The sequence below is a fragment of the Kribbella aluminosa genome (assembly GCF_017876295.1).
In the GTDB taxonomy this organism is placed as follows: domain Bacteria; phylum Actinomycetota; class Actinomycetes; order Propionibacteriales; family Kribbellaceae; genus Kribbella; species Kribbella aluminosa.
In genome coordinates this window covers 2,751,993-2,773,427 of sequence record NZ_JAGINT010000002.1, presented here as the reverse complement: position 1 = coordinate 2,773,427, position 21,435 = coordinate 2,751,993, and the positions used below count along the sequence as shown (strand labels likewise).

23 protein-coding genes and 2 pseudogenes are annotated in these 21,435 nt (G+C 66.2%); 12 read left to right on the top strand and 13 right to left on the bottom strand.

From position 1 onward, the window contains the following. Positions 1-43 precede the first annotated feature (43 nt). Positions 44-373, bottom strand: coding sequence for a hypothetical protein (locus tag JOF29_RS34565; protein WP_209698564.1), 330 nt, complete (start codon positions 371-373; stop codon positions 44-46). Positions 374-398: 25 nt separating this feature from the next. Beyond that, on the bottom strand, positions 399-1,283 hold the full coding sequence (locus JOF29_RS34560) for a polymorphic toxin-type HINT domain-containing protein (RefSeq protein WP_209698563.1): 885 nt from the start codon (positions 1,281-1,283) through the stop codon (positions 399-401). 253 nt (positions 1,284-1,536) lie between these two features. Here JOF29_RS34560 and JOF29_RS34555 point away from each other — a divergent pair, with 253 nt between their 5' ends. Beyond that, a complete protein-coding gene (locus JOF29_RS34555) occupies positions 1,537-1,827 on the top strand; it encodes a winged helix-turn-helix transcriptional regulator (protein WP_307863837.1) in 291 nt (96 codons plus the stop codon). 64 nt (positions 1,828-1,891) lie between these two features. Here JOF29_RS34555 and JOF29_RS34550 read toward each other — a convergent pair whose 3' ends face one another. Together JOF29_RS34550 and JOF29_RS34545 are read right to left on the bottom strand one after the other, a co-directional pair. Then, a complete protein-coding gene (locus tag JOF29_RS34550; protein ID WP_209698562.1) occupies positions 1,892-2,059 on the bottom strand; it encodes a hypothetical protein in 168 nt (55 codons plus the stop codon). Between the two features lie 106 nt (positions 2,060-2,165). Further along, positions 2,166-2,816 (bottom strand): NmrA family NAD(P)-binding protein, encoded by a 651-nt coding sequence (locus tag JOF29_RS34545; RefSeq protein WP_209698561.1) that lies wholly within the window; start codon positions 2,814-2,816, stop codon positions 2,166-2,168. A 94-nt stretch (positions 2,817-2,910) separates the two neighbouring features. Between JOF29_RS34545 and JOF29_RS34540 the strand changes: the two genes are divergently transcribed. Next, positions 2,911-3,471, top strand: a complete 561-nt coding sequence (locus tag JOF29_RS34540; protein WP_209698560.1) for a TetR/AcrR family transcriptional regulator — start codon at positions 2,911-2,913, stop codon at positions 3,469-3,471. Positions 3,472-3,767: 296 nt separating this feature from the next. Here the strand turns inward: JOF29_RS34540 and JOF29_RS34535 are convergent, their stop codons facing one another. Together JOF29_RS34535 and JOF29_RS34530 are read right to left on the bottom strand one after the other, a co-directional pair. Further along, positions 3,768-4,610, bottom strand: coding sequence for a carbohydrate ABC transporter permease (locus JOF29_RS34535; RefSeq protein WP_307863836.1), 843 nt, complete (start codon positions 4,608-4,610; stop codon positions 3,768-3,770). Next, positions 4,611-4,823, bottom strand: coding sequence for a sugar ABC transporter permease (locus tag JOF29_RS34530; RefSeq protein ID WP_209698559.1), 213 nt, complete (start codon positions 4,821-4,823; stop codon positions 4,611-4,613). It abuts the gene before it with no gap. Positions 4,824-4,920: 97 nt separating this feature from the next. Here JOF29_RS34530 and JOF29_RS34525 point away from each other — a divergent pair, with 97 nt between their 5' ends. Continuing rightward, complete coding sequence (locus JOF29_RS34525) at positions 4,921-5,715, top strand: hypothetical protein (protein ID WP_209698558.1); 795 nt, start codon at positions 4,921-4,923, stop codon at positions 5,713-5,715. A gap of 226 nt (positions 5,716-5,941) precedes the next feature. Here JOF29_RS34525 and JOF29_RS34520 read toward each other — a convergent pair whose 3' ends face one another. Beyond that, complete coding sequence (locus tag JOF29_RS34520; RefSeq protein WP_209698557.1) at positions 5,942-6,313, bottom strand: ArsR/SmtB family transcription factor; 372 nt, start codon at positions 6,311-6,313, stop codon at positions 5,942-5,944. A gap of 95 nt (positions 6,314-6,408) precedes the next feature. On the opposite strand from JOF29_RS34520, the gene JOF29_RS34515 reads away from it, so the two are divergent. The 8 genes and pseudogenes from JOF29_RS34515 (at position 6,409) to JOF29_RS46165 (ending at position 12,973) form a co-directional block, all read left to right on the top strand. Further along, on the top strand, positions 6,409-8,400 hold the full coding sequence (locus tag JOF29_RS34515; RefSeq protein ID WP_209698556.1) for a heavy metal translocating P-type ATPase: 1,992 nt from the start codon (positions 6,409-6,411) through the stop codon (positions 8,398-8,400). 235 nt (positions 8,401-8,635) lie between these two features. Beyond that, positions 8,636-9,178, top strand: a pseudogene (locus tag JOF29_RS34510) (FAD-dependent oxidoreductase); the annotation flags it as partial. 387 nt (positions 9,179-9,565) lie between these two features. After that, on the top strand, positions 9,566-9,955 hold the full coding sequence (locus JOF29_RS34505; protein ID WP_209698554.1) for an ArsR/SmtB family transcription factor: 390 nt from the start codon (positions 9,566-9,568) through the stop codon (positions 9,953-9,955). 20 nt (positions 9,956-9,975) lie between these two features. Beyond that, a complete protein-coding gene (locus tag JOF29_RS34500) occupies positions 9,976-11,076 on the top strand; it encodes a cation diffusion facilitator family transporter (RefSeq protein ID WP_209698553.1) in 1,101 nt (366 codons plus the stop codon). A 511-nt stretch (positions 11,077-11,587) separates the two neighbouring features. Continuing rightward, positions 11,588-11,974, top strand: coding sequence for a hypothetical protein (locus JOF29_RS34495; RefSeq protein WP_209698552.1), 387 nt, complete (start codon positions 11,588-11,590; stop codon positions 11,972-11,974). 192 nt (positions 11,975-12,166) lie between these two features. Further along, positions 12,167-12,361, top strand: a complete 195-nt coding sequence (locus JOF29_RS34490; RefSeq protein ID WP_209698551.1) for a hypothetical protein — start codon at positions 12,167-12,169, stop codon at positions 12,359-12,361. 18 nt (positions 12,362-12,379) lie between these two features. Next, positions 12,380-12,873: pseudogene (locus JOF29_RS46170) on the top strand (dienelactone hydrolase family protein). Beyond that, positions 12,827-12,973, top strand: a complete 147-nt coding sequence (locus JOF29_RS46165) for a dienelactone hydrolase family protein (RefSeq protein WP_372446428.1) — start codon at positions 12,827-12,829, stop codon at positions 12,971-12,973. The pseudogene JOF29_RS46170 and the gene JOF29_RS46165 overlap by 47 nt, the downstream one beginning before the upstream one ends. A gap of 75 nt (positions 12,974-13,048) precedes the next feature. Here JOF29_RS46165 and JOF29_RS34475 read toward each other — a convergent pair whose 3' ends face one another. Genes JOF29_RS34475 through JOF29_RS34465 form a run of 3 tightly spaced genes read right to left on the bottom strand, consistent with a single transcriptional unit; the run spans position 13,049 to position 15,977 of the window. Then, positions 13,049-14,167 carry a LacI family DNA-binding transcriptional regulator gene (locus tag JOF29_RS34475; RefSeq protein ID WP_209698549.1) on the bottom strand — a complete coding sequence of 373 codons (1,119 nt, stop codon included), beginning with the start codon at positions 14,165-14,167 and terminating at the stop codon, positions 13,049-13,051. Beyond that, positions 14,164-15,270 carry a Gfo/Idh/MocA family protein gene (locus tag JOF29_RS34470; RefSeq protein WP_209698548.1) on the bottom strand — a complete coding sequence of 369 codons (1,107 nt, stop codon included), beginning with the start codon at positions 15,268-15,270 and terminating at the stop codon, positions 14,164-14,166. The genes JOF29_RS34475 and JOF29_RS34470 overlap by 4 nt, the downstream gene beginning before the upstream one ends. Next, the gene (locus JOF29_RS34465) at positions 15,267-15,977 is read right to left on the bottom strand and encodes a sugar phosphate isomerase/epimerase family protein (RefSeq protein ID WP_307863835.1); all 711 of its coding nucleotides are present in this window, start codon (positions 15,975-15,977) and stop codon (positions 15,267-15,269) included. The genes JOF29_RS34470 and JOF29_RS34465 overlap by 4 nt, the downstream gene beginning before the upstream one ends. Positions 15,978-16,144: 167 nt before the next feature. On the opposite strand from JOF29_RS34465, the gene JOF29_RS34460 reads away from it, so the two are divergent. Further along, positions 16,145-17,764 carry an FAD-dependent oxidoreductase gene (locus JOF29_RS34460; protein ID WP_209698547.1) on the top strand — a complete coding sequence of 540 codons (1,620 nt, stop codon included), beginning with the start codon at positions 16,145-16,147 and terminating at the stop codon, positions 17,762-17,764. A 65-nt stretch (positions 17,765-17,829) separates the two neighbouring features. Here the strand turns inward: JOF29_RS34460 and JOF29_RS34455 are convergent, their stop codons facing one another. The 3 genes from JOF29_RS34455 to JOF29_RS34445 form a co-directional block, all read right to left on the bottom strand. Beyond that, positions 17,830-18,825 carry a LacI family DNA-binding transcriptional regulator gene (locus JOF29_RS34455; RefSeq protein ID WP_209698546.1) on the bottom strand — a complete coding sequence of 332 codons (996 nt, stop codon included), beginning with the start codon at positions 18,823-18,825 and terminating at the stop codon, positions 17,830-17,832. Beyond that, positions 18,822-19,928 (bottom strand): LacI family DNA-binding transcriptional regulator, encoded by a 1,107-nt coding sequence (locus JOF29_RS34450; protein WP_245359732.1) that lies wholly within the window; start codon positions 19,926-19,928, stop codon positions 18,822-18,824. The genes JOF29_RS34455 and JOF29_RS34450 overlap by 4 nt, the downstream gene beginning before the upstream one ends. Positions 19,929-20,005: 77 nt before the next feature. Further along, the gene (locus JOF29_RS34445) at positions 20,006-21,397 is read right to left on the bottom strand and encodes an ABC transporter substrate-binding protein (RefSeq protein WP_209698545.1); all 1,392 of its coding nucleotides are present in this window, start codon (positions 21,395-21,397) and stop codon (positions 20,006-20,008) included. Between the last annotated feature and the right edge of the window lie 38 nt (positions 21,398-21,435).

Sequence of the window (21,435 nt, the reverse complement as noted above, 5' to 3'; positions counted from 1 at the left end):
CACCCACATCGCAATTGTCAGATGCGGCGGCTCCGGGTAGAGGTCAGTCACCTTCGAGATGGAGTTCGGTGCACAGCTCCGTCGAGCAGCGTTCGCCGAGGTGGTGGACGGCGGCTAGGAGCGCACGCTCTTGATCCTCGGTGGCGAGCTTCCGCTCCGTCTCCACCTCCTCGAGGAACTGGGGCATTTCCGCTGCCGTCAGGATCAGGTCGCCGTACGGATCGACCCGGCTGAGCATCGGAAGCTTGCTACGTTCGCAGATTCTGGCTAACACATCATCCGCGTCCGGCACAATGTCCAGCTGAGTCAGCCGACGGCGCTTCGAACTCGTCCCCGGCTGGCTCACCTGTTTCAGCACGACATCTACGCCCATGGTGACAGCACCCTACCGAAGCGGCTCACGGTGTACCCGATGGGAAAGCCGTGATCACCTTGCCCTTACGAATCACGACTCGGATGTAGTACTGCGCTTCGCTCGTCGCCGTTGTCCCGATCGACGACGGGAACCGGTAGAAGTAGACGCCGTCGCCAGTCTCACCACCCAGTGCGCGATTGATCATTCGATCAATCTTCGACTTGTTCGTCGTGTTGAACTTGCTCTTGTTCGGATACTTCGCGCGGTTGACGTGCCGATCCCAGATATGGTCCCAGCGGCCCTTCGAGATCGGCACACCGCAGGAGTTGTGGACCAGCAGTTCGTCGGCGCCTACGTGGTAGGTGTGGATGCCTTCGACACTCAGGTTGTATGCCGTGGCGCGGTGGGTGGTTGTGGTCTTGAGACCGCCGATAGTGAAGCGCCGGCCGTCGGCGGACTGGACTTGGTCACCTCGGTCCAGCTCGGCGGCGGGCTCGAAGCGCTGATCGGTGGCATCCCAGAATGGATGGTTCGCGGTGGTTGTGACGACATCTCCGGCCACCTCGAGGTCGATCACGTCATCGGAATGTTCGAAGACCTCGGTGACCCTGTGGGGGCCCTGTTCACCCGTTTCCGGGTCGGTCGCCAGCACTTCGTCGCCGACCTCGACCTTCGAGATGGGCTTCTTGGTGCCGTCGGCCATCAGTACAAGCGTCTCGCCAGTGAAGCTGCACGCCTTCGCCGCTGTCTCCGCGGCGTCGTCCAGCAGCTTCGTCAGTGGCCTGACACCACGCAGTCCTACGCTCAGGAACTCGCCGCCAACCATCATCAGCGCGCCCTCGGCACAGCCCTTGCCCAATCCGCGCAGGTAGTCGCCCACCGTGTGCTTGCGGCCCAGGAGGACCCCGGCTGCGGTATTGACGACCACGGGCGGCCGCTCGCTCTTGAACCCACTGACCGACGGCCGCACCGTAACGGCCCGGACGGGTGCTTGCGACGATGATGGCGATGGTCGTCATCGTCGTACTCCAGTTCTGTCAGGATCGGCCCGGAAATGGACCGTCGACAGACGCCAACGACCGCGCGACGCTTTCCATACCGACTCCAGATCACGCACTGATTAGTGCGTCACGAACATCGAGGGAAGAAATGGAAGAACTTGCCACGACCGGGATCGGTTTGTGCAGTACGGACTCCTCCGGCGCTACACCAGGGAGGTCCACCGCCGCATCGGCGACACCTGGTCACTGGCCACGATCGCGCGCCTCGTCGACGGGCCACGCCGGTTCACCGAGCTCATGAAAGACCTGCCTGGCATCTCGCATCGGATGCTCACTCAGACATTGCGAGCCGTCGAACGCGACGGGCTCGTCACCCGCACCGCCTATGCGGAGGTCCCACCGCGCGTGGACTACGCACTGACGCCGCTCGGCCGATCACTCCTGCCACCGCTGACCGAACTCACCAAGTAGGCCCAAGAATCTCGCGAGCACGTCGAACACCACCGCGACGTCTTCGACCGATGATGCCGGACACTCAGGCCGCGGGCCGCAGGTGCCGGTGCGCCCAGGCATCGAAGCTGGTGAGTGGGATGCCGAGACCCCGCGCGTACTGCGGACGTCCTGGCTGGCCGGCCACGTTCAGGAACTCGTGCCCGGCACCCATCGCCGGCATACCGGCCGCGAGCGCCTCTGTCTCCGTCATGTCTGGCGCGGACAACCGCCTACCCAGCGCCCGCGAGAGTGTCTCGGCGACCTCCGTCATCGACAAGTAGTCGCTGGCCAGCTCCAGCTCGAGGCCGTCGAAACGCTCAGGGTCGGCGATGGCCGCGGCCCGCCGCAGTGCCGATGTCGTCCACCGCGACCAGCGACAGCCGGGTCCCGGGGTTCAGGACGCTGACCAGCCCGCCCTCGACACCACGTGGGAACAGGAACTGCATCGAGGGCAGGAAGTTCTCCATGAAGAAACCTGGCTTGAGAATCGTCCAGTGCTGGAAGCCGGCCCCCCGCACCCGGTCCTGGATCGCGCTTTTGGCGCCAAGCGTCGGTTCCATCGATGCCCAGCGTCCCTCGGCCCACCCCGGCGTTTCTGTGTGCTGACCGGCACCGGTGACCGAGGTGTGCACGAACTGGGGCACACCGGCAGTCTTCGCCCCCTCCACGAGATTGATGCCTTGGGCAACCTCACCCTCGAAGTCGAAGCCGGCTGCGGTGATCGCGGGCATCTGTACCGAGAAGACCGCCCGGGCGCCGTCCGCGGCGCGGACGATCGAGTCCCGATCGTCCAGGTCGCCGGTGACAAGTTCGGCACCGAGCCCGGCGATCGCTCTGGCCCGATCGGTTGCCGGATCGCGGACCAGTGCGCGAACGGGGACACCTGCCGCAAGCAGGGCACGGGCAGTGGCACCGCCCTGTCTGCCGGTGGCACCGGTCACCAGGACGGGGTTGGAAGCTGTGGACATTGCGCTCCTCGAGAAACTAAGTGGCGGGGGTCGCCGTTTACCTGTCCGGTACGATATGGCGGGTCCCGCCATTTAGCAACCCTGGAGGCGCGCGATGTCTGGTACGCAACGGGCCGATGCCCGCCGGAACTACGCGCGGGTCCTCGCCGTGGCCGCAGACGAGGTCGCCGCGCACGGCGCCGGCGCCTCGCTCGAACAGATCGCGCGCACCGCGGGCGTCGGCTCGGCCACCGTCCGGCGGCACTTCCCCACCCGCCGCGCCCTTCTCGAGGCAGTCTCCCGACAGCGCATCGAGGCCTTGTGCGTCCGCGCCCTGGACCTCATCAACAACCGGGACAGCCGTGGCGCTCTCGTCGATTGGCTGAGCGAGGTCGTCGCGTACTGCGTGACCGCCCGCGGGCTGGCAGAGGCGCTCGCGTACGACGGCGACGTACACAAGAACAGCTGCTCTGCAGCCTTGGAGGACGCAGCAGCTCCGCTCCTTCAGCGTGCGGCGCAAGACGGCATGGTGTCCAAGGACCTGACGGTCGAGGACCTCATCACCTTCGCGGTTGGAATCGCCCTGGCCACCGCGCACTATCCCGATCCCGCCGCCCAGGCCGACCGCCTGTTCCGACTAGCTGTGGCAGGGCTCAGTCCGGCAATGACACGTTGAGCCATGGGATCGAGGTCGCCAGCAAGCGGTCTGGTGCATCCACTGGGATCAGGTGGCCGCAGTCGTCGAATTGGATTGCCGTCAGGTCATGACGTTCGGCGGTCTGCTCTGCTCGGCGGACGCTCGGGCGACATCCTTGGCCGCCGCCGCATGTTCCTCGCCGGCATCTGGATCTTCACCCTGACCTCCGACGGCTGACCTCCCCGGCGCAGCCAACGCTTTAGTGCCTCGAGTCGAGTCTCCAGTGCCGCCGTCGGATTCCGATCAAGAACCGATCGACGGCGGTCTCGCCTGGGTCAGCCCTTGAGGCCGGAGAGGGTCATGGTGGCGACGAACTGTTTCTGGGCGATCAGGAAGAAGAGGATAAGGGGCAACGTGGCTACAACGTTGCCGGCCATCAGCAAGGACCACTCGGTCCGGCGGGTGCCTTGGAAGTTCGCCAGCCCGAGCTGCAGGGTGAAGGCGTGGTCGTTGTTGATCGCGATCAGCGGCCAGACCAGGTCGTTCCACGAGCCGAGCAGCGTGAAGATCGCCAGGGTCGCGAGCGCGGGCTTCGCCAGCGGGAGCACGATACGGGAGAAGACCTGCCAGCGATTCGCGCCGTCGATCAGACCAGACTCCTCGAGCTCCTTCGGCAGCGACAGGAAGAACTGCCGCATCAGGAAGATCCCGAACGCTGACGAGAGCCAGGGCACGATGGCGGCGCCGAGGCTGTCGATCAGCCGCAGCCGTGAGAAGAGGAGGTACGTCGGGATCATCAGCAGCTGGGTGGGAATCATGATCGTTGCGAGGATCATGAAGATGCCGGCTGTTCGCCCCCGAAACGCCAGCCGCGCGAATCCGTATCCGGCCAGCGAGCACAGGACCAGATGAGACACGATCGCCGACGTTGCCACCAGCACGGTGTTGCCCAGCCACAGCAGCGCGTCCGACTCGGTGAACAAGGTCACGAACCCGCTGAAGTCGATCCGTGACGGGATGATCGGCGGCGGGAACTTGAGCAGCTCGGCCGCCGGCGACACCGACGCGAGGAACATCTGCAGGAACGGCAGCAGGAAGAGCAGCGCCACCGGCGCCAGCAACAGGTGCCAGCCGGACGGACGTGACTTCGGAGCCTTTGAGGTTGTGTCAACGGTCACCTAGAACGCCTCCATGTTCTTCCGCCGGGAGTAGACGACGACCCCGATCGTGGTCAGCAGCGTGATCGCGAACAGCACGTACGCCGCCGCCGAGCCGTAGCCGAAGTCGAGGGACCTGAACGCCTTGTCCCACAGGAAGTAGACGATCGCGCATCGGCTGAGCCAGAAGAGGTACGAAAGGTTGGCATCCGCTGTGTAACACCCGCGCGGCACGGGCGATGTAGTCGATAACGAGGGGCTCCGTCCTTCTGGTGTGCCGGGAAGTCTGGTCGGCGCCGACCGAGCTATGCCCACACATCAGGAGACCTCAATGCTCAAGCCCTTCCGTACGCCGGTCTGTGCCGCTGCCGCGTTGCTCGCGTTCACCGCATGCTCCGGCAGCTCAAGCACCGGCTCGTCCACGCCCTCGCGGGCGCCCGCATCGGCACCGTCGTCGGCTCCGGCCACGCCGACGCCGGGACCGTCGGAAACACCGGTCACGGCTGCGACCGCAGTACCGTCGCCCGTACCCGCCAAGCCGGCGCGGACGGCGGCGCAGCTCACCAAGGCGCTACTCGCGCTCTCGGATCTGCCGGCCGGATTCTCCCTCGAGAAGAACGGCTCCGGGGACAACTCCGACGTGACGGTATCGGCCAAGGACTCCCGTTGCGCCAAACTCGTTGCCCTCACCAACGCCGACAACCCGCCCGGCTCGAAGGCCTCCGCCGGTCAGTCGTACTCGGGCGGCGCAGAGGGCCCCTTCGTGGACGAGAGCATCGACGCGATGGGCTCGCCCGCAGCAGTCCGCGCGCTACAGAAGTCCTTCAAGCAGGCCATCACGGCGTGCCGCACCCTCACACTCAAGGTCGCGGGCGCGGGCAGCTCCCCGATCAGTGTCCGCGAGGTCTCCGCGCCACGAGCCGGCACCGACCCCGTTGCCGTACGCTTCACCGCCACGTCCGGGGCCCTCGAGGGATTCGAGGTCATCATGGTCACCACCGGCGTGGACGACGTCGTCGTGGCCGTCACGGTCGTCAACGGCCTCCCGGACGACGTCGACGGCGCGACCTCCACCGCCGTCGAGAAGGCACAGCGCATCCTGGCCGTCACCCCGTCCGGCACCTGATCACCGCGCACGCCTACCCGGGCGAACAGGTGCACGAGCGGCGCGCACAGCAGGCCGGGACACCTGCCGCATGCGCCCGAGTCACCGGCCGAAGGTACCGGCCTCAGGCGACCACCGATCGGTGATAAGTGCCGCGCACCCCGGTTCCCTGCAGTCCGACCCCCCTTCCCGCACTCCTGCCGGACGGCCGTGGCTACCCGAGCTCCCGTTGCGGGCTGAGCCGCAGTCAGGCGCGGGACGCAGCTGACGGTGGTTCGTCCGGTACGCCGAGCCGTAGGTGCTCTGCGTGGTAGACGGCCTCGTCGAGCAGTTGGGCGACGTGATTGTCGTACAGGGAGTAGACGACACTGCGCCCCTGGCGAACGCCCTCGACGAGTCCGAGATTGCGGAGCAGCCGAAGCTGCTGGGACACCGCGGACTGCTCCATCTGAACGGCTTCCGTCAGCTCGCCGACGGTGGCCGGACCCTCCCGCAAACGCCCCAGGATCAGCAGCCTGCTAGGCGTCGCCAGCGCCTGAAGGGTGGCGGACACGGCCTTGGCCGATGCCAAGTCCAGTCGCGCCGGCGCGACTGCACGCCCGTCCACTCCGTGGCCCATAGCCGGAGCATACCCGCGTCAACGCAGTCTTGCATGAATACGTGTTCATGTTTTACTGTTTTCGGGCACCGCTTCCACGTCTCCGAGAGGACGTCATGACCTCGACGCTGTCCGCACCCGCCCGTGAAGTTCCCCAGGATCGCGCGCGTCCCAGCACCCGGCGTTCACGGCTGTGGTCGCTGGTCTCGATGGCGGAGGTCCGCTGGGCAGCCATTGCGACGGCGTTGTTCCTCGTCGGTGCCGCACTCCACGCGCTCGGTACACCTCCGCCGCTCTGGTGGGCCTGCTACCTGGCCTGCTACGCAGCCGGAGGTTGGGAGCCGGCCTTGTCCGGCCTGCGCGCGCTGCGCGAGAAGACGCTCGACGTCGACATCCTGATGATCGTCGCCGCCCTGCTCGCAGCCTCGATCGGCCAGGTGTTCGACGGCGCGCTGCTGATCGTGATCTTCGCGACCTCGGGCGCGCTGGAAGCCTTCGTCACCAGGCGTACGGCGGACTCCGTACGCGCGCTGCTCGACCTCGCCCCCGAACAGGCGACCCGGCTCACCACGGCCGGCGGCGAGGAACTGGTCGACACCGCCGACCTCGTCGTCGGTGACGTCGTACTGGTTCGGCCGGGCGAACGCGTCGGCGCCGACGGCGAGGTACTCGAAGGCCTGAGCGAGGTCGACCAGGCATCCATCACCGGCGAACCGTTGCCGGTGCCGAAGACCACCGGCGACGAGGTCTTCGCGGGCACCCTGAACGGCACCGGCGCCCTCAAGCTCGTGGTGAACCGGGCCGCACGCGACTCTGTCGTGGCACGCATCGTCACCATGGTGCAAGAGGCGTCGCAGACCAAGGCACGCACCCAACTGTTCATCGAGAAGGTCGAGCAGCGCTACTCGGTCGGCGTCGTCGTCGCGACGCTCGCCGTGTTCGGAATCCCGCTCGCGCTGGGCGCAGCGTTCGAGCCGACCCTGCTGCGCGCGATGACCTTCATGATCGTGGCATCGCCGTGTGCGGTCGTCCTCGCCACCATGCCGCCGCTACTGTCCACGATCGGCAACGCCGGACGCCACGGCGTACTCGTCAAATCCGCGGTCGCACTGGAGAAGTTCGGTACGACGAACCTGGTCGCGTTCGACAAGACCGGCACCCTGACCGAAGGAACACCGAGGGTCGCGGAAGTCGAGCTCGTCGCGGCAGCCGGCCTCACCACCGAGCACGTACTGGCGCTTGCCGCAGCCGCGGAGCGCCCGAGCGAGCATCCCCTTGCGCGGGCTGTCGTCATGGCGGCGCATGAGGCGGAGGTCGCCGTACCGCACAGCGCTGACTTCAGCTCTACCCCCGGGCGAGGAGTGACCGCGCTCGTGGACGGTGCGACGGTCCGGGTCGGATCCCCGGTGCTTCTGGACGGCGTTTCCCCCGGACCGGCCCAGGCCCAGGCGCGGGCTGTGGTGTCACACCTGGAAGAAGCGGGCCGTACGGCGGTCGTCGTCACCGTCGACGACGTCCCGGCCGGTGTTCTCGGGCTCGCCGACCGGGTCCGCCCCGGCGCCGCCGAGACCGTCGCGAAGCTGAAGGAACTGACGGGCCGCAGCCCGATTCTGCTGACCGGTGACAACGCACGTGCCGCCCGCCGGCTCGCTCAGGAGGTCGGCATCACCGATGTCCGCGCCGGGCTGCTGCCCGCGGACAAGGTGGCCGCGGTTCGCGGCCTCCAGGCCGACGGCCACCGGGTGATGCTGGTCGGGGACGGCGTCAACGACGCTCCCGCGATGGCGGCCGCGGACCTCGGCCTGGCGATGGGCCGGAACGGATCCGACCTCGCGCTCGAGACCGCCGACGCGGTCATCGTCCGGGACGAACTCGCCACCGTGCCGAAGGTCATCGGCCTGGCCCGCCGCGCTCATCGGGTGGTCAAGGCGAACCTCGTCTTCGCCTCGACGGTCATCACCGTCCTGGTCATCTGGGACATCCTCTGGATCCTCCCGCTGCCACTCGGCGTCGCCGGGCACGAGGGCTCGACGATGGTTGTCGGCCTCAACGGCCTGCGCCTGCTCGCCCGAGCGGCGTGGCGCAAGGCCGACCAGACAGCCGGCTGAGCAGTGCCACTCCGACACATCGTGGCGGCCGGCGCCTCCCTCGCAGGCCACCACGCCGCGTGGGCACTCCGCCACTTCGGCTTCGAGGCAACCTGACCGTCGTCGGCGCCGAGCCCCATCGCCCGTACGATCGGTATCCACTGTCCAAGGCATTCCTCACCGGCGACACCGAACGCCAAGCCCTCGACCTCGACCATCCTGGTGAAGGCGATCAGCCGAGGGTGCGAAACTCGGCGCCGAGGTGAGCCGCTACGACGAGGTCCTTGCGATCACCCCGGGTCCAACAGGGATCACCGTCGCTACGCGGCAGGGTGAACGGACCTATCAGCAAGTCGTGATCGCCCCAGGTGCGTGGGCGAAGGAACTCGTCCCTGGCGCCGCCGCGCACCGCGTCATACCTCGCCGGGTCGTCCAAGGCTGGTACCTCGCCCACCGCCCCGAGGACTTCCACCCCGACAGATTCGGTGTCTTCGAACGCGTCGGAGACCTCAACGCCTACGGCTTCCCGTCCTTGGACGGGGCGACCGTCAAGGTCGGCATCAAGTTCGAAACCCACCCCGAGATCGATGACCTGGGCAACGTCTCCCGGACGGTCGACCCCGCCTTCGCACTCCGGCTCGCAGACGTCGTCCGTGTCCTGCCAGGCCTCCGACCCGACCCGGTCAGCCCGCAGACCGGGATCGAAGGGATCGTGGCGGACCTCGTCATCGACGGTGCGAGCACCCGCGACATCGACTTTCTGGCACCCGAGCGCTTCGAACCGGCCAGTGCGAAGTGATCCAGCGGCCCCGAGCGAACTTTCCGGTCGAGCTGACCGTCGCGTACAACCGGCACGCCGCCAACAAGCACATGACGCATCCCAACCCTGGGTCGCGTCGGATCGGCGTACGTCGCCTGATCGCGGATCTGCTCAGGCGAGAACACCACCAGGTCCGCATCCGAGCCGACGTGCAGACGACCTTCCGCCGCATCGCCGGAGCGGCCGGCTCGACGATCTGCACAGGCAGCAGCGCGCATCGTCTCTGGGCCTCGACAAGGGCAGCCGCCGTCGCGTCGTACGCAAGAACCGGGCGAACGTGCCGACGCTGCGCGAGCGGGTCCGTTCGTTCACGACTTTGATCTCGCTGGGCTTGCCGAGCTGACCAGCACACCTTAGCATCTGCGTATGCGCGCAGATACGCAGGCAACTAGATCCACACCGGACGACGACCACGTGGCGCTGGCCGTTGAGGTCTTCCGGATGTTGTCCGACGCCACCCGGGTGCGGCTGCTCTGGGCCATGCTCGACGGAGAGCGCTCGGTCAACGAGCTGGCGGAGACGGTCGGCAAGTCCTCGGCCGGCGTCTCCCAGCACCTCGCCAAGCTGCGGCTGGCGCGCCTGGTACGCGCACGTAAGCAGGGGAACCAGGTCTTCTACCGGATCGAGAACTCGCATGCCGGCCAGCTGGTCGAGGACGCGATCTATCACGCCGAGCACTCCAGCGGGGGCTTTCCCGAGCACCACCGGGCTGCCGGTGCGGTGACCCACGTCGACCCGACCGCTGCCAACTCCTGACCGATCAGAGGACATAGCCGATGAGCGCCACGGAACACGGCCACGGGCATCCCCACGACGACTCCCCCACTGCCGGTCACGGACACGGCCATGGGCACGCCCCGGAGCCAACTGCTGGACACGGTCATGGGCATGAGCACAACGACGGTTTCCTGGGCAAGGTCAAGGAGATCTTCGTTCCGCACTCGCACGACAGCGCCGACAAGGTCGACTCCGCACTCGAGGCGAGCCAGGAGGGCATGCGCTGCCTGAAGATCAGCTTTGCCGGCCTGATCGTCACCGCGCTGATCCAGACCGTGATCGTGATCTACACGAACTCGGTCGCGCTGCTCGGCGACACCCTGCACAACTACGCCGACGCGCTCACCGCGATCCCGCTCGCGATCGCGTTCCTGGTCGGCCGCCGGCTCGCCACCCGCGCGTACACCTACGGCTTCGGCCGCGCCGAGGATCTGGCCGGCATCATCGTCGTGGTCCTGATCGCACTGTCGTCGGCGTACGCCGGGTACGAGGCGGTCATGCGCTTCATCCACCCGTCCGACGTCCGGCACGTCGGCGTACTGATCATCGCCGGTGTCGTCGGATTCCTCGGCAACGAGGTCGTCGCGCAGTACCGGATCCGCACCGGCACGCGGATCGGCTCGGCCGCGCTGGTCGCCGACGGGCTGCACGCCCGCACCGACGGCTTCACCAGCCTGGCCGTGGTACTGAGCGCGGTCGGCGCCTGGCTCGGGTTCCCGCTGGCCGACCCGATCATCGGCCTGCTGATCACGATCGCGATCCTGTTCGTACTACGCGACGCCGCCCGCGAGGTGTACCGCCGCCTGATGGACGCCGTCGACCCGTCTCTCGTCGACCGGACGGAACAGGTCATCCGCTCCACTCCCGGCGTCATCGACGTCTCCGGCATCCAACTTCGCTGGCTGGGCCACAGCCTCCGCGCCGAAGCACGCATCACCATCGACTCGAACACCTCCCTCGTCGACGCCCACCACCTCAGCCACCAAGTCGAACACGACCTCATCCACGGCGTCCGCCGCCTCACCTCAGCCACCATCCACACCGAACCCCGCGACGACGACGCCACCCGCGCCCACGACCTGGTCGCCCATCACCGCTGACACCGCCCGTAGGAGACCAGGGCACAACCAACGGCCGGTTTGTGCGCGGCGTGGCCGCGCCGGCGGTGGGCAAGACCGTCGCCATGAGCAGCGCCGTGAGCGGGCTCGTGCAGTCAACCATCAGGAGCACGAACTTTTGGGATAGCGGTATAGGCGCCTACGCCGTCCTGATGTGGACAACGGACTGCGCGAATGGCGACTCGGGCGCGCCCTGGCTGACCACGATGGGTCCCAACGACGCCTACCCCGGCGACGTCATTGCGTGGGGTCAGCATCGCGGTAAAGTCTCCGCGGGACCGTACCAGGGTGGGTGTCTCTGGGTACCGGTCACCTACATCAGCGACAAACTGCAGGCCTCGCTGCTCCTGCCCTAGCCAGGCTTCGAGTGAGGCCCCAAGCGTCAAAGGGCCACGGACCCTTCCTCGACCGCGGACGCCTGAAGGTGCCCGCGGTCGAGGTTGCTGGCCCGCTAGATGATCGGCTGCTCAGAGACAGCGCTGGAGATGATCCGATGAATCGTGACGAGAAGCGGAACCGCGATGCTGCGCTGCCCGGTCTGACTGTTCAACGCAAAGTGCCTACCGTGTGGATGCAGGCTGGGTTGTCCGGGACTCTCGAGATCGACGCTTCCACAAACTGCCTGGTGGTCCGCACCCCGATGGGTACTGGTGCCAGCACCGAGAGACTCGTCGACATCGATGTGGCCTGGTCTCCAGGCTGGAGTGTCGCACTCCGTGACGGCACGCCCGCTCTGATTGACGCAAACGGACAAGTCGCCTGCCGGCTAGGCGATCAGATAACCGTCGGTGGCGGCTTCATAGAAACAAGCCGAATTGGCATCCTCTCGTGCACAGGCAAAGGGCGGGTATTCGAGGCGTCCGAGCTCACGCGCACTTGAGCGAACTTGTCGAAGCTCGCCGAGGTGCCCAGTCCTCATAACCCAGCACTGCTCACGAACCAGAGCCAGTCGTCGCAGTCGCCGATCCCTCTGTGGACAGGAATACCGCATACTTCGAATATGCACCGGTTGCCAGTCCACGGGCGTGGACTGGGCAATGACGGCCCGCTCCTGGTGCCAGGCCTGGATCACATGCGTGTACCGGACCAACCGATCCTCGCGAACACGACCTTCGTCCTGAAGCCCTATCTGCACGTGCCGGAGGCGCCGCCGACGTTCGCACGCCAGCACTGCGTCACCTGGGGCGACGCGATCATCGAGACCGCGACAGGAGCAGAGCGCCTCGGTAAGCGGGAACGGCAACTAACCGTGATCGACGGCAAATGACCAGCAAGGAAGGTGACGATGAGCCAGACACAGACAGGCCCTGCGACCGAGTGGAGGATGATGTCGACCGGCTCGGGCGAGATGCGTGTGTATGAAGGAAGAGCCGAGGAGAACATCGACGCTGCGGTGATCGTGCTGCAGGAGGCGTTCGGCGTGAACGACCACATCGAGAGCGTCACACGTCGCATCGCGAGCATGGGTATCTTGCCGTTGCTCCCGACCTCTCTCACCGCAGCGGTACCGGTGTGCTCGAATACGACCAGCACAAGCAGGCAATGCCATTGATAGGTGCCCTCGGCATCGACGAGATCGTGGCCGACGTGCAGGCGGTGGTGGACGACCTGGCCTCCGACGCGGGCATCACGGCTGAGCGGGTCGCTGTCTTAGGATTCTGTTTCGGTGAGCGGCGGCTACCGCGATCGACTCTCTTGCGAGCACCATCGTCTTCTACGGCCCCCGGCATCGCTGCCGGGCCACCTGTATCCGGGCGCGGGCCACGCCTTCGCCTGTGACGCCCGGCCCGCTATGTACGACACCGAGGCAGCAACTCTCGCTTGGGACCGCACGTACGCGTTCCTGGCCGAGCACCTGCCACCGGGTCACAACCGGTGACCGACCGGAGGGCCGGACATCTGTCCCGGTGCGATGGTGCCCGACACGTTCGGACAGTACAGGGTTGCCGGCGTTCTACTGCTCGGCTGATGGGACCGCCGTGCTCTGCCTCGCGACGAGCGTCGGCCGGAAGACGACTTGCTCGTGCGTGCTGCTGTGCCCGTCTCCTTGCCGGAGTAGGAGTTCGACGGCGGCCGAGCCGATGAGCTCGCTCGGCTGGGTGATCGACGACAACGGGATTATGGCGGATTCGGCGAACGAGATGTCGTCGTAGCCGATCAGGGCGATCTCCTCGGGAACCCGGACCTGGTTGTTGAGCAGACCTTGCAAGAGCCCAACGGCGACGAGGTCGTTGGCCGCGAAGAACGCATCTGGCCGATCCGCGGGCGGGCGTCTGACGATCTCCTCGGCCACCAGCACGCCCTGGGTCATCGTCGACGCTACCGTCTCGATCGATTCGAAAGCTATGTACGGATGGTCGGCAGCGGCTTGCCTGGCGCCGACGTGGCGGTCGTGCACCTGTCCGAACTTCGACCCGTCTCCGACGAAGGCGATTCGGCGGCGCCCGGTCTCGGCAAGGTGCTCGACCGCGAGCCGCCCGCCAGCGACGTCGTCGACGGAAACCGACGAGAACTCGCCCTCGCCGGCAACGCGACCGAGGAGCACGGCCGGGATGCCTCGGGAGCGCAGGCGCTCCAGTCCGACTATGGCGTTACCCGTGGGTGCGATGAGCACACCATGGACGCGCTGTTCTTCGAAGAGGTCGAGGTAGTCGGATTCGCGATCGCGATCATCGTCCGAGCATCCGATCAGGAGGGCGAAGCCGCAGTCCTTGGCGCTCATCTCTGCCCCCCGTGCGACGTCCGCGAAAAAGGGATCGCCGACATCGAGCACGACGATCCCGATGCACCGGCTTCGTCCGTTGTTCAGTTGCCGCTCAACCTCGTCCTGGACGAACCTCTGTTCGTTCATGGCGTCATCGACGCGACCCGCCGTGTGGCCAGTCACCCCCGGACGATTGAATACGATGGAGACGGTTCCCACGGACACCGGTTCGATCTGGGCGACCTCGGCGGCCTGACGGATGTTCGTCGGCGCAGCGCTCCCGAAGGAAGACCCGGGCAACGCGACCGGACGGCGTCCGCGGCGCAGACGGTCGTTGCGCTCTGATAAGAACCAGGCCGCCGCGGTCATGCGATCAGCGTCCGTGCACGCGGGTCCCAGCCCTTGTCGAGCGTCGGGGCGACCGTGACTGTGGTTGCGATGTCCACGGGCACGCCGTTCGTGGCCGAGTCGATGGTGGACTCCATGATGTCGAGCACGTGGAAGGCCAGCTCGCCGGATGCTCGCTCGGGGCGCCCGGCCCGAATCGCCTGAGCCAGTTCGGCCACGCCGGTGCCGCGCGTGGTCGTGACGCCGACCGACGCGATCGTCTCGACGTCTTCTGGGCCGTGGTACACGACGAGGTCGCCCTTGAAGGTGTTCGGATCCGGCACGATCAGGGTGCCTTCGACGCCGGTGACCTCGACCAGACTGCGCCCGAGCTTCGAGTCGAAGCTGAAGATGCTCTGCGCTGTCTGCCCGCCCTGGAACTCGTAGAGGGCACTTACCTGGCTCGGAACGGTCACTTCGAATTGCTCGCCCGCGCGGTCGCCCGATCCGATCGTCCGGAACGGCTTCGCCTTGGACGCCACCGCAGTAACGCGGGACACGGGCCCGAACAGCTGGACGAGCGTCGTGATGTAGTACGGCCCGACATCGAAAAGCGGTCCCGCGCCCTCTTGGAAAAGGAAGTCGGGGTTCGGATGCCACGACTCGGGGCCGGGGCTCTGGAAAAGCGTCAGCGCGGTCAGCGGAGCGCCGACTCCGCCGGATTCGAGCAGACGCCTAGCCGATTGCAGCCCGGCGCCGAGGAACGTGTCCGGTGCCGCGGCCACGCGCAACCCGGCTGCGTGCGCCGCCTCCATGAGCCGGCTGCCGCTCGCGCGATCGAGCGCGATCGGCTTTTCGCTCCAGACATGCTTGCCTGCGGCCAGGGCCTGGAGCGCGATGTCGACGTGGGACTTCGGGAGCGTGAGGTTGACTACGATCTCGATGTCAGGATCGGCGAGCAGTTGCTCCACTGATCCGTGGCCGTGAACGCCGTGCTTCTCGGCCTGTGCCGCCGCGCGCGCTTCATCGATGTCCGCGACGAAGCGAACATCGAGGTCGGGAAAGCTGGTGAGATTCTCCAGGTACTGCGTGCTGATGACGCCCGCACCCACAACACCGACGCCGGCGCGACCGGATCCGCTCATGCGAGATCCTCCTCGAGAAGGTATTTGTAACTGCTGGCGATCGCTTCGAAGCGATCGCGGCGGGAGTCGTCGAGCTCGATCACTCGAAGCGCGGCTGGAGCTGCCTCGATGATCGCCCGCAGCGGCATCGAGCCGCTGCCAAGCGCAACCTGGTCCAAGGTGTCCTTGGTGCCTGGTCCGTCTTTGAGGTGCAGCGCGGTGACGCGGCCGCCGAGACGCCGGAGAAGTTCCACAGGGTGCCGGCCGCCGACGGCCGCCCAGTATGTGTCGACTTCGAGAACCACCTCCGGGGCGAGGCGAGTCGCGAGCAGTTCGAAGGCCGTCTGGCCGTCGATGACGCTTTCGAGCTCGTAGGCGTGGTTGTGATAGCCGACTCGGATGCCGAAACCAGCGCCGAGTTCCGCTGCGGCGTTCAATTCGTCAGCGATCTCGGCGACACCGGCCGCACTTTGCCAGCGCTCTGGCGCGGTGGCCGGATCGATCACGGTCTCGATGCCGAGTTCCCGCGCCGCCTCGAACACGGCTCTCCGATCCACATCGTCGCCCAGGAAGTGCGCGTGGGAGGTCGGAGCTGCGAGGCCTGTCGCCTGCAAAGCGTCGCCGAGCTTCTCGAAATTGGTGAAGTCGAATGGTTCGACCTTGGTGAAGCCGAGGTCCGCAAGGCGCTGAAGCGTAGCGAGCAAGTCTTGTTGCGCCGCTTCTCGCACGGTGTACAGCTGGACGGATAGTTGGCTTGGAGACACGATTCTCCTCGTTGAGGTGTGCTTCGTGGAGGCTCGATCAACCCTCGTCCCGTCATTGAAGCAGACTTCTGCTACTTTGGTCTAATTCGTATTAGAGAACTTTTGCAGCCGCTCCTGAAAGGTACTTACATATGCCGCGGAAGCATCACGCAGCGACCCTCGTCGTCATCGGAGGCGGACTCGGCGGCGTAGCCACAGCGCTGACCGCAGCCCGTCTCGGTCAGCGGGTGATCCTGACCGAGCGTGGCGACTGGCTCGGCGGGCAACTGTCGACGCAGGGGGTTCCGCCCGACGAACACCAGTGGATCGAAACGGAACAGATTTCGCCCAGCTATTCCGAGCTGCGGACCCGCATCCGCGATCACTACCGCACCAACTACCCGCTCTCGGACACGGCCGTGAGCGCGGTCAACCTCAATCCTGGCAACGGGTTTGTCTCACGTCTGTGCCATGAGCCCAGAGTGGCTGCTCACACGATCGAGGAGATGCTCTCCCCACTCGTCGCATCGGGTCTGCTGACAATCCTCAAACACAGCGAGCCGATCGAGCTGGAGCGGGTCGGGCCACGGGTGCAAGCGGTAGTGGTGCGCGATCGACGCGACGGGTCCGAAACGCGACTCGAAGCGCGGTTCTTCGCAGACGCGACCGAGCTTGGCGATCTCCTCCCGCTCGGGAATCTCGATCACGTCATCGGAGCGGAAGCGTCCAGCGAGACGGGCGAGCTGCACGCGCCACCCGTCGCGAATCCCTTTGACCAGCAGGCTGTGACGTGGTGTGCCGCGCTGGAGTACCGGGCAGGCGAAGACCACGTGATCGACCCGCCGACAGACTACGGATATTGGCGGTCAACGGTTGCGCCGTTCTGGCCGGGATCTCAGCTGTCCTGGGACGATGTCGACCCGGTGTCCCTCGAGCGTCGCACGCGGCCGATGTTCGCAACCACTCCGGCCGAGGCCGAGACATCGCTGCAACCGGACCTCTGGCACTACCGGCGGATCCTGTCCCGCTACGCGATGGGACCTGGATGGCCCAGTGGCGACGTCACCCTCATGAACTGGCCACAAGCCGACTACTGGGAGCGGCCGCTTGCCGGAGTGTCCGATGCGGCCCAGCAGGATGCGCTCGACGGCGCGCGGGCTCTGACGCTGTCGTTCGTGTACTGGATGCAGACCGAGGCGCCCCGGTCGGACGGCGGCATCGGCTATCCGGAGCTCCACCTGCGAGGCGACGTGCTCGGGACCGTGGACGGCCTGGCGAAGGAGGCCTACATTCGCGAGTCCCGCCGCATCCGAGCGCACTTCACGATCACGGAAGAACACATCGGGCGTGAAATGCGCGAGTCGCGACCGTGGTCGGAGAGCTTCGCCGATTCGGTGGGCATCGGCTTCTACCGGATCGATCTCCATCCGAGCGCTTTCAGGAGCTATATCGACATCGACTGCTTCCCGTTCCAGATACCTCTCGGAGCGCTGCTACCCCGCGATGTGGGGAACCTTTTCGCAGCCGGAAAGAACATCGGGACGACGCACATCACCAACGGGGCCTACCGACTGCATCCCGTCGAGTGGTCGATCGGCGAAGCGGTCGGCGCTCTCGCGGGATTCTGCGCGACCGAACAGGTATCGCCGGAGGAGGTCCGTAGCAAGCCCGGACTGCTGCAGGACTATCAGTCGCTACTCCGCAACCGGCTCGGGATCGCGCTCGAGTGGCCGGAATCCGTTCGAACCCAGGGCCGCGATCTCGTGGGCTGAGCCGCTTGGCTCACAGCACAGGCGTCCGTCCCTACCGGTCGGCGACGCTCGCGAGGGACGGTGGCTCACATTCGACGGTCTCGGAATGGTCGGCGGAGATCTCGCCATCGAGCAGCTGCAGAAGCAGCGTGACGCTCCGCCGGCCCCTGCTCGCGCCTCGGCAGCCCGATGCGGCTCCAGCCGTTTGCGACCGAATCCTTGGGGGCCACGTCGAGCAGAACCACGGAGAGGTCGGAGGGGACCTCAAGCCCCAGTCCGGCCACCGCCGCGACGAACGGGTCTACGAGATCGATCGATTCGACGAGGAACGCCGTGATCCCCTCGGCGAGGCGGTCGGCGACCCACTCCGATGTGAGGCGAGTGGGATCGAGCAACCAGGGCGTCGTTCCATCGGCCCCGAGGCTCGCCATGCCGTGTTCGAAGCCGCGCAAACGGAGGTCGAGCGGGACGATGCGGTGGATGAGTCCGAGGTAGCCGAGCCTGCGATGGCCGTGGTCGTGGAGCAACTGCACGGCGCCGGCGGTCGCCCCCTCGTAGTCCGCAGTCACGTACGGAAACGCGACGCCGGCGACATCACGCTTGCCGATGAAGACGAACGGATAACCCTCCCCGGCGAGCCGGGTCAGTTCCTCGTCATTCGTCCGCATACCGAGCATGACCGATCCGTCCGCGAGCACCAGGCGGTTCGTGCCTCTGCCGTAGATGCTGCGCGTACCGTCCTCGCTCTGAGTAGATGCGAAGAGCAACAGGTCCTGCCCCATCCGGATGGCCTGCTCTTCGATCCCGACGAGGAAATCGTGATAGTAGTCCCCAAGGACAACCGGGAAGACGGGCTCGAAGGTGTGCACCCCGAGGATGCCGTTGCGGCCACCCCGGAGGGAGCGCGCGGCGACATTGGGAACGTATCCCAGCTCTTCGATGATGTCGCGAACGCGTTTCTGGGTCTCTTCCGTGACTCCTGCGCTCGCGGCACGCCCGTTGAGGACGAGTGACACCATGGTCTGCGAGACGCCGGCCATCCGGGCGATGTCTTGTTGCCGCGGTCCCCTCCGTTTCGTCATGAGGCCTTGGAACTCCGCAGCGAACTCGCCCGGACGACAAGCTCGGGCTGGATGACCATGTCCCGCACGGCCGGCGATCCGAACTCGGCCTGATCGACCATCAGATCGACCGCAGCGCGCCCGAGAAGCTCGCCCGACCTGCGCACGGTCGTCAGCGGCACGACCGCCGACGTGGCGAAGTCGATGTCGTCGTAGCCGACGATCGCGATGTCCTGGGGTATCCGGATGCCCTTGCCCACCAGCACCTGCATGATCCCGATCGCGATCGAGTCGTTGGCGCCGAAGATCCCGTCAGGCCGCTGCCTCGCCGCTCGGGCGGCGATCGCCTCGCCGGCATCTCGTCCGGCCTGAATCGTACGCTCTTCGGTCGGAATCGTCTCCAAGGTCACGCCTCCGTCTGCGTCGACCGCCGCGCGGGCGCCGCGGCGCCGCTCTGCGATCTGATGCACGCTGTCTTCGCCTCCGACGAAGGCGATCGATCGGCATCTCTGCGCAATCAGGTGGTCTACGGCCTGCTTGGCACCCAGGTAGTCGTCGACTCTGGCGCTCGAGAAGCGATCCGACTTGGCGTACGCATCGAGGAGCACAGTGGGGATCCCTCGATCGAAGAGCAGATCGAGATCGCGGTCCTGGGTCATGCCGGAGGCGAGAACCACGCCGTATACCCGCTGCTGAATGAGCAGGTCGACGTACTGCGCTTCGCGTTCCCGGTCGCCGTTGCTGCTGACCAGCACCATGACGAGCCCCTTCTGGGCAGCCCTCCGCTCTGCGCTGCGGGCAACGTCAGCGAAGTACGGGTTACTGAGTTCAAGGGCGACAAAGCCCAAGGTGTTGCTGTGCCCGGCCCGCAGTTGGCGGGCAGCGTCGTTCCTCACATAGCCGAGGTCGCGAATGGCCTTGCGGATGAGTTTCGTCTTCCCGGCGGAAACACGATCCGGAGTGTTCAGGTACTTCGACACTGTTCCCACGGCCACGCCTGCACTGTCTGCGACATCCCGGATACTGACCACAGTGTCCCTCCGCTGCTCATTGCCGCCAATCTGTCGTACCACCGCTATGGTACGTTCCACTCTAGTCGGTCCGGATGACCGTCGCGGAGGCATCGTGGCCCCCCATGGGGGCCACGTCTCACGCCGGAAAGCGGATGTCGGCGCCGAACGAAACGATTCATCGACCGCGCCTATTTCGCCCAGTCATCCGTCCAGCCGGATGCTGTTGCGACCTCTTTCCAGCCGGCCATGCTGTCGGTCTCCATCTGTTCCGCCTGGGCGTCGAGCGACTTGGATCCGATCAGATACCCCTCGTACACGTTCTGTCCGCTCTTCGCCTTGGGCGCCTTCGTGAAGAACTTGATGGGCGGAGTCTCCGACCACTTACCACGCAGGAGCCCCGCGGCGGTGGCCGGTGTCTTGGCGTCAAGGGTGGACGGAATGGCTCCAGTGGCGTCGAGCCACGCCTGCCCGCCCTTCGCGCTGGTGACGTACTGGAGGAACTTGATCGACGCTGCCAGCTCTGAGCCTTTGGTCGTCGCCGAGACCATGTACGACGTTCCGCCGTCGGAAGCACCGAACTGGGCGACGCTGCCGTCTGCATACTCGGAGTCCGACGTGGTGACAGTCGGGAACGGCATCGTGGAGTACTTGAAGCCGACGCCATCGAGCCAGGAACTGTAGAAGCTCGTGCTGAAGATGAACCCGGCCTTACCGCCGCTGAACTCGTCGCCGGCGCTGCCGGCCGCGACACCGGACCAGTTCGGGGTGGCGCACGTGTCGTAGAGCTGCTTGGTCAGCTTCAGCATGTCCTTGACCTCGGGTGTGCTGGTCGCGCTCAGCTCACCGGTCAGCACGGCCTTCGCGAGTCCCTTCTGCGTCACCTGCCGCGCCGTTCCCGGGTTTCCGGCCGAATCGAAGACGTTGACCTTGCCCGCGTACTTCCGGAGCAACATCGAGCCGAGTGACCAGAACGTCCAGTCGGCCGCGTTCGCGCCACTGTCCATGGCCATGGGCGTGAACCCGGCCGCTTTGATCTTGGTACAGGCGTTCATCAGGTCGTCGAAGGTCGAGATGTCAGACGTGACGCCGGCCTTCTTCAGCAGAGTGTCATTGCGGTAGATGCCGAGCGACGTGAGGTTGAAAGGCACGTAGGTGTAGTGGCCGTTCGCATCGAGCGACCGCTCGTTGCCGGTACCGAAGTGCGCCGAGTTGAAGTTGTCGATCCAGTGCTTGTTCTCCGGGATGTAGGGGTTCGGCTCCTGGAGGTACTTGTCGAGTGCAACGACCTGGTCGGGTTTGTGAGGGGCCTGCTGGAAGACGAGGTTCGGCGCGGTGCCGGCGCTCAGTTGCGTCGAGAGGGTGTCGGTCCACGAGTTGGCGGGAAGCACGGTCGTCTTCACCGTGATGTTCGGCTCCGCGGCCTCGAAGCCGGCGATCAACTTGTCCCAGGCCTTCCCGAAGGAGTCCGAGGAATTGTTCCACTGGTTGGGGCCGGAGAGCGTAATAGTGACGTGATCCCCGGACGCACCACCGTCCGAGGCCCCGCATCCGGCGCTGAACGCGACCAGCGCGACACTCACGAGTGCTCCGAGAGCTGTCGGGCCTCTTCTGACACCGC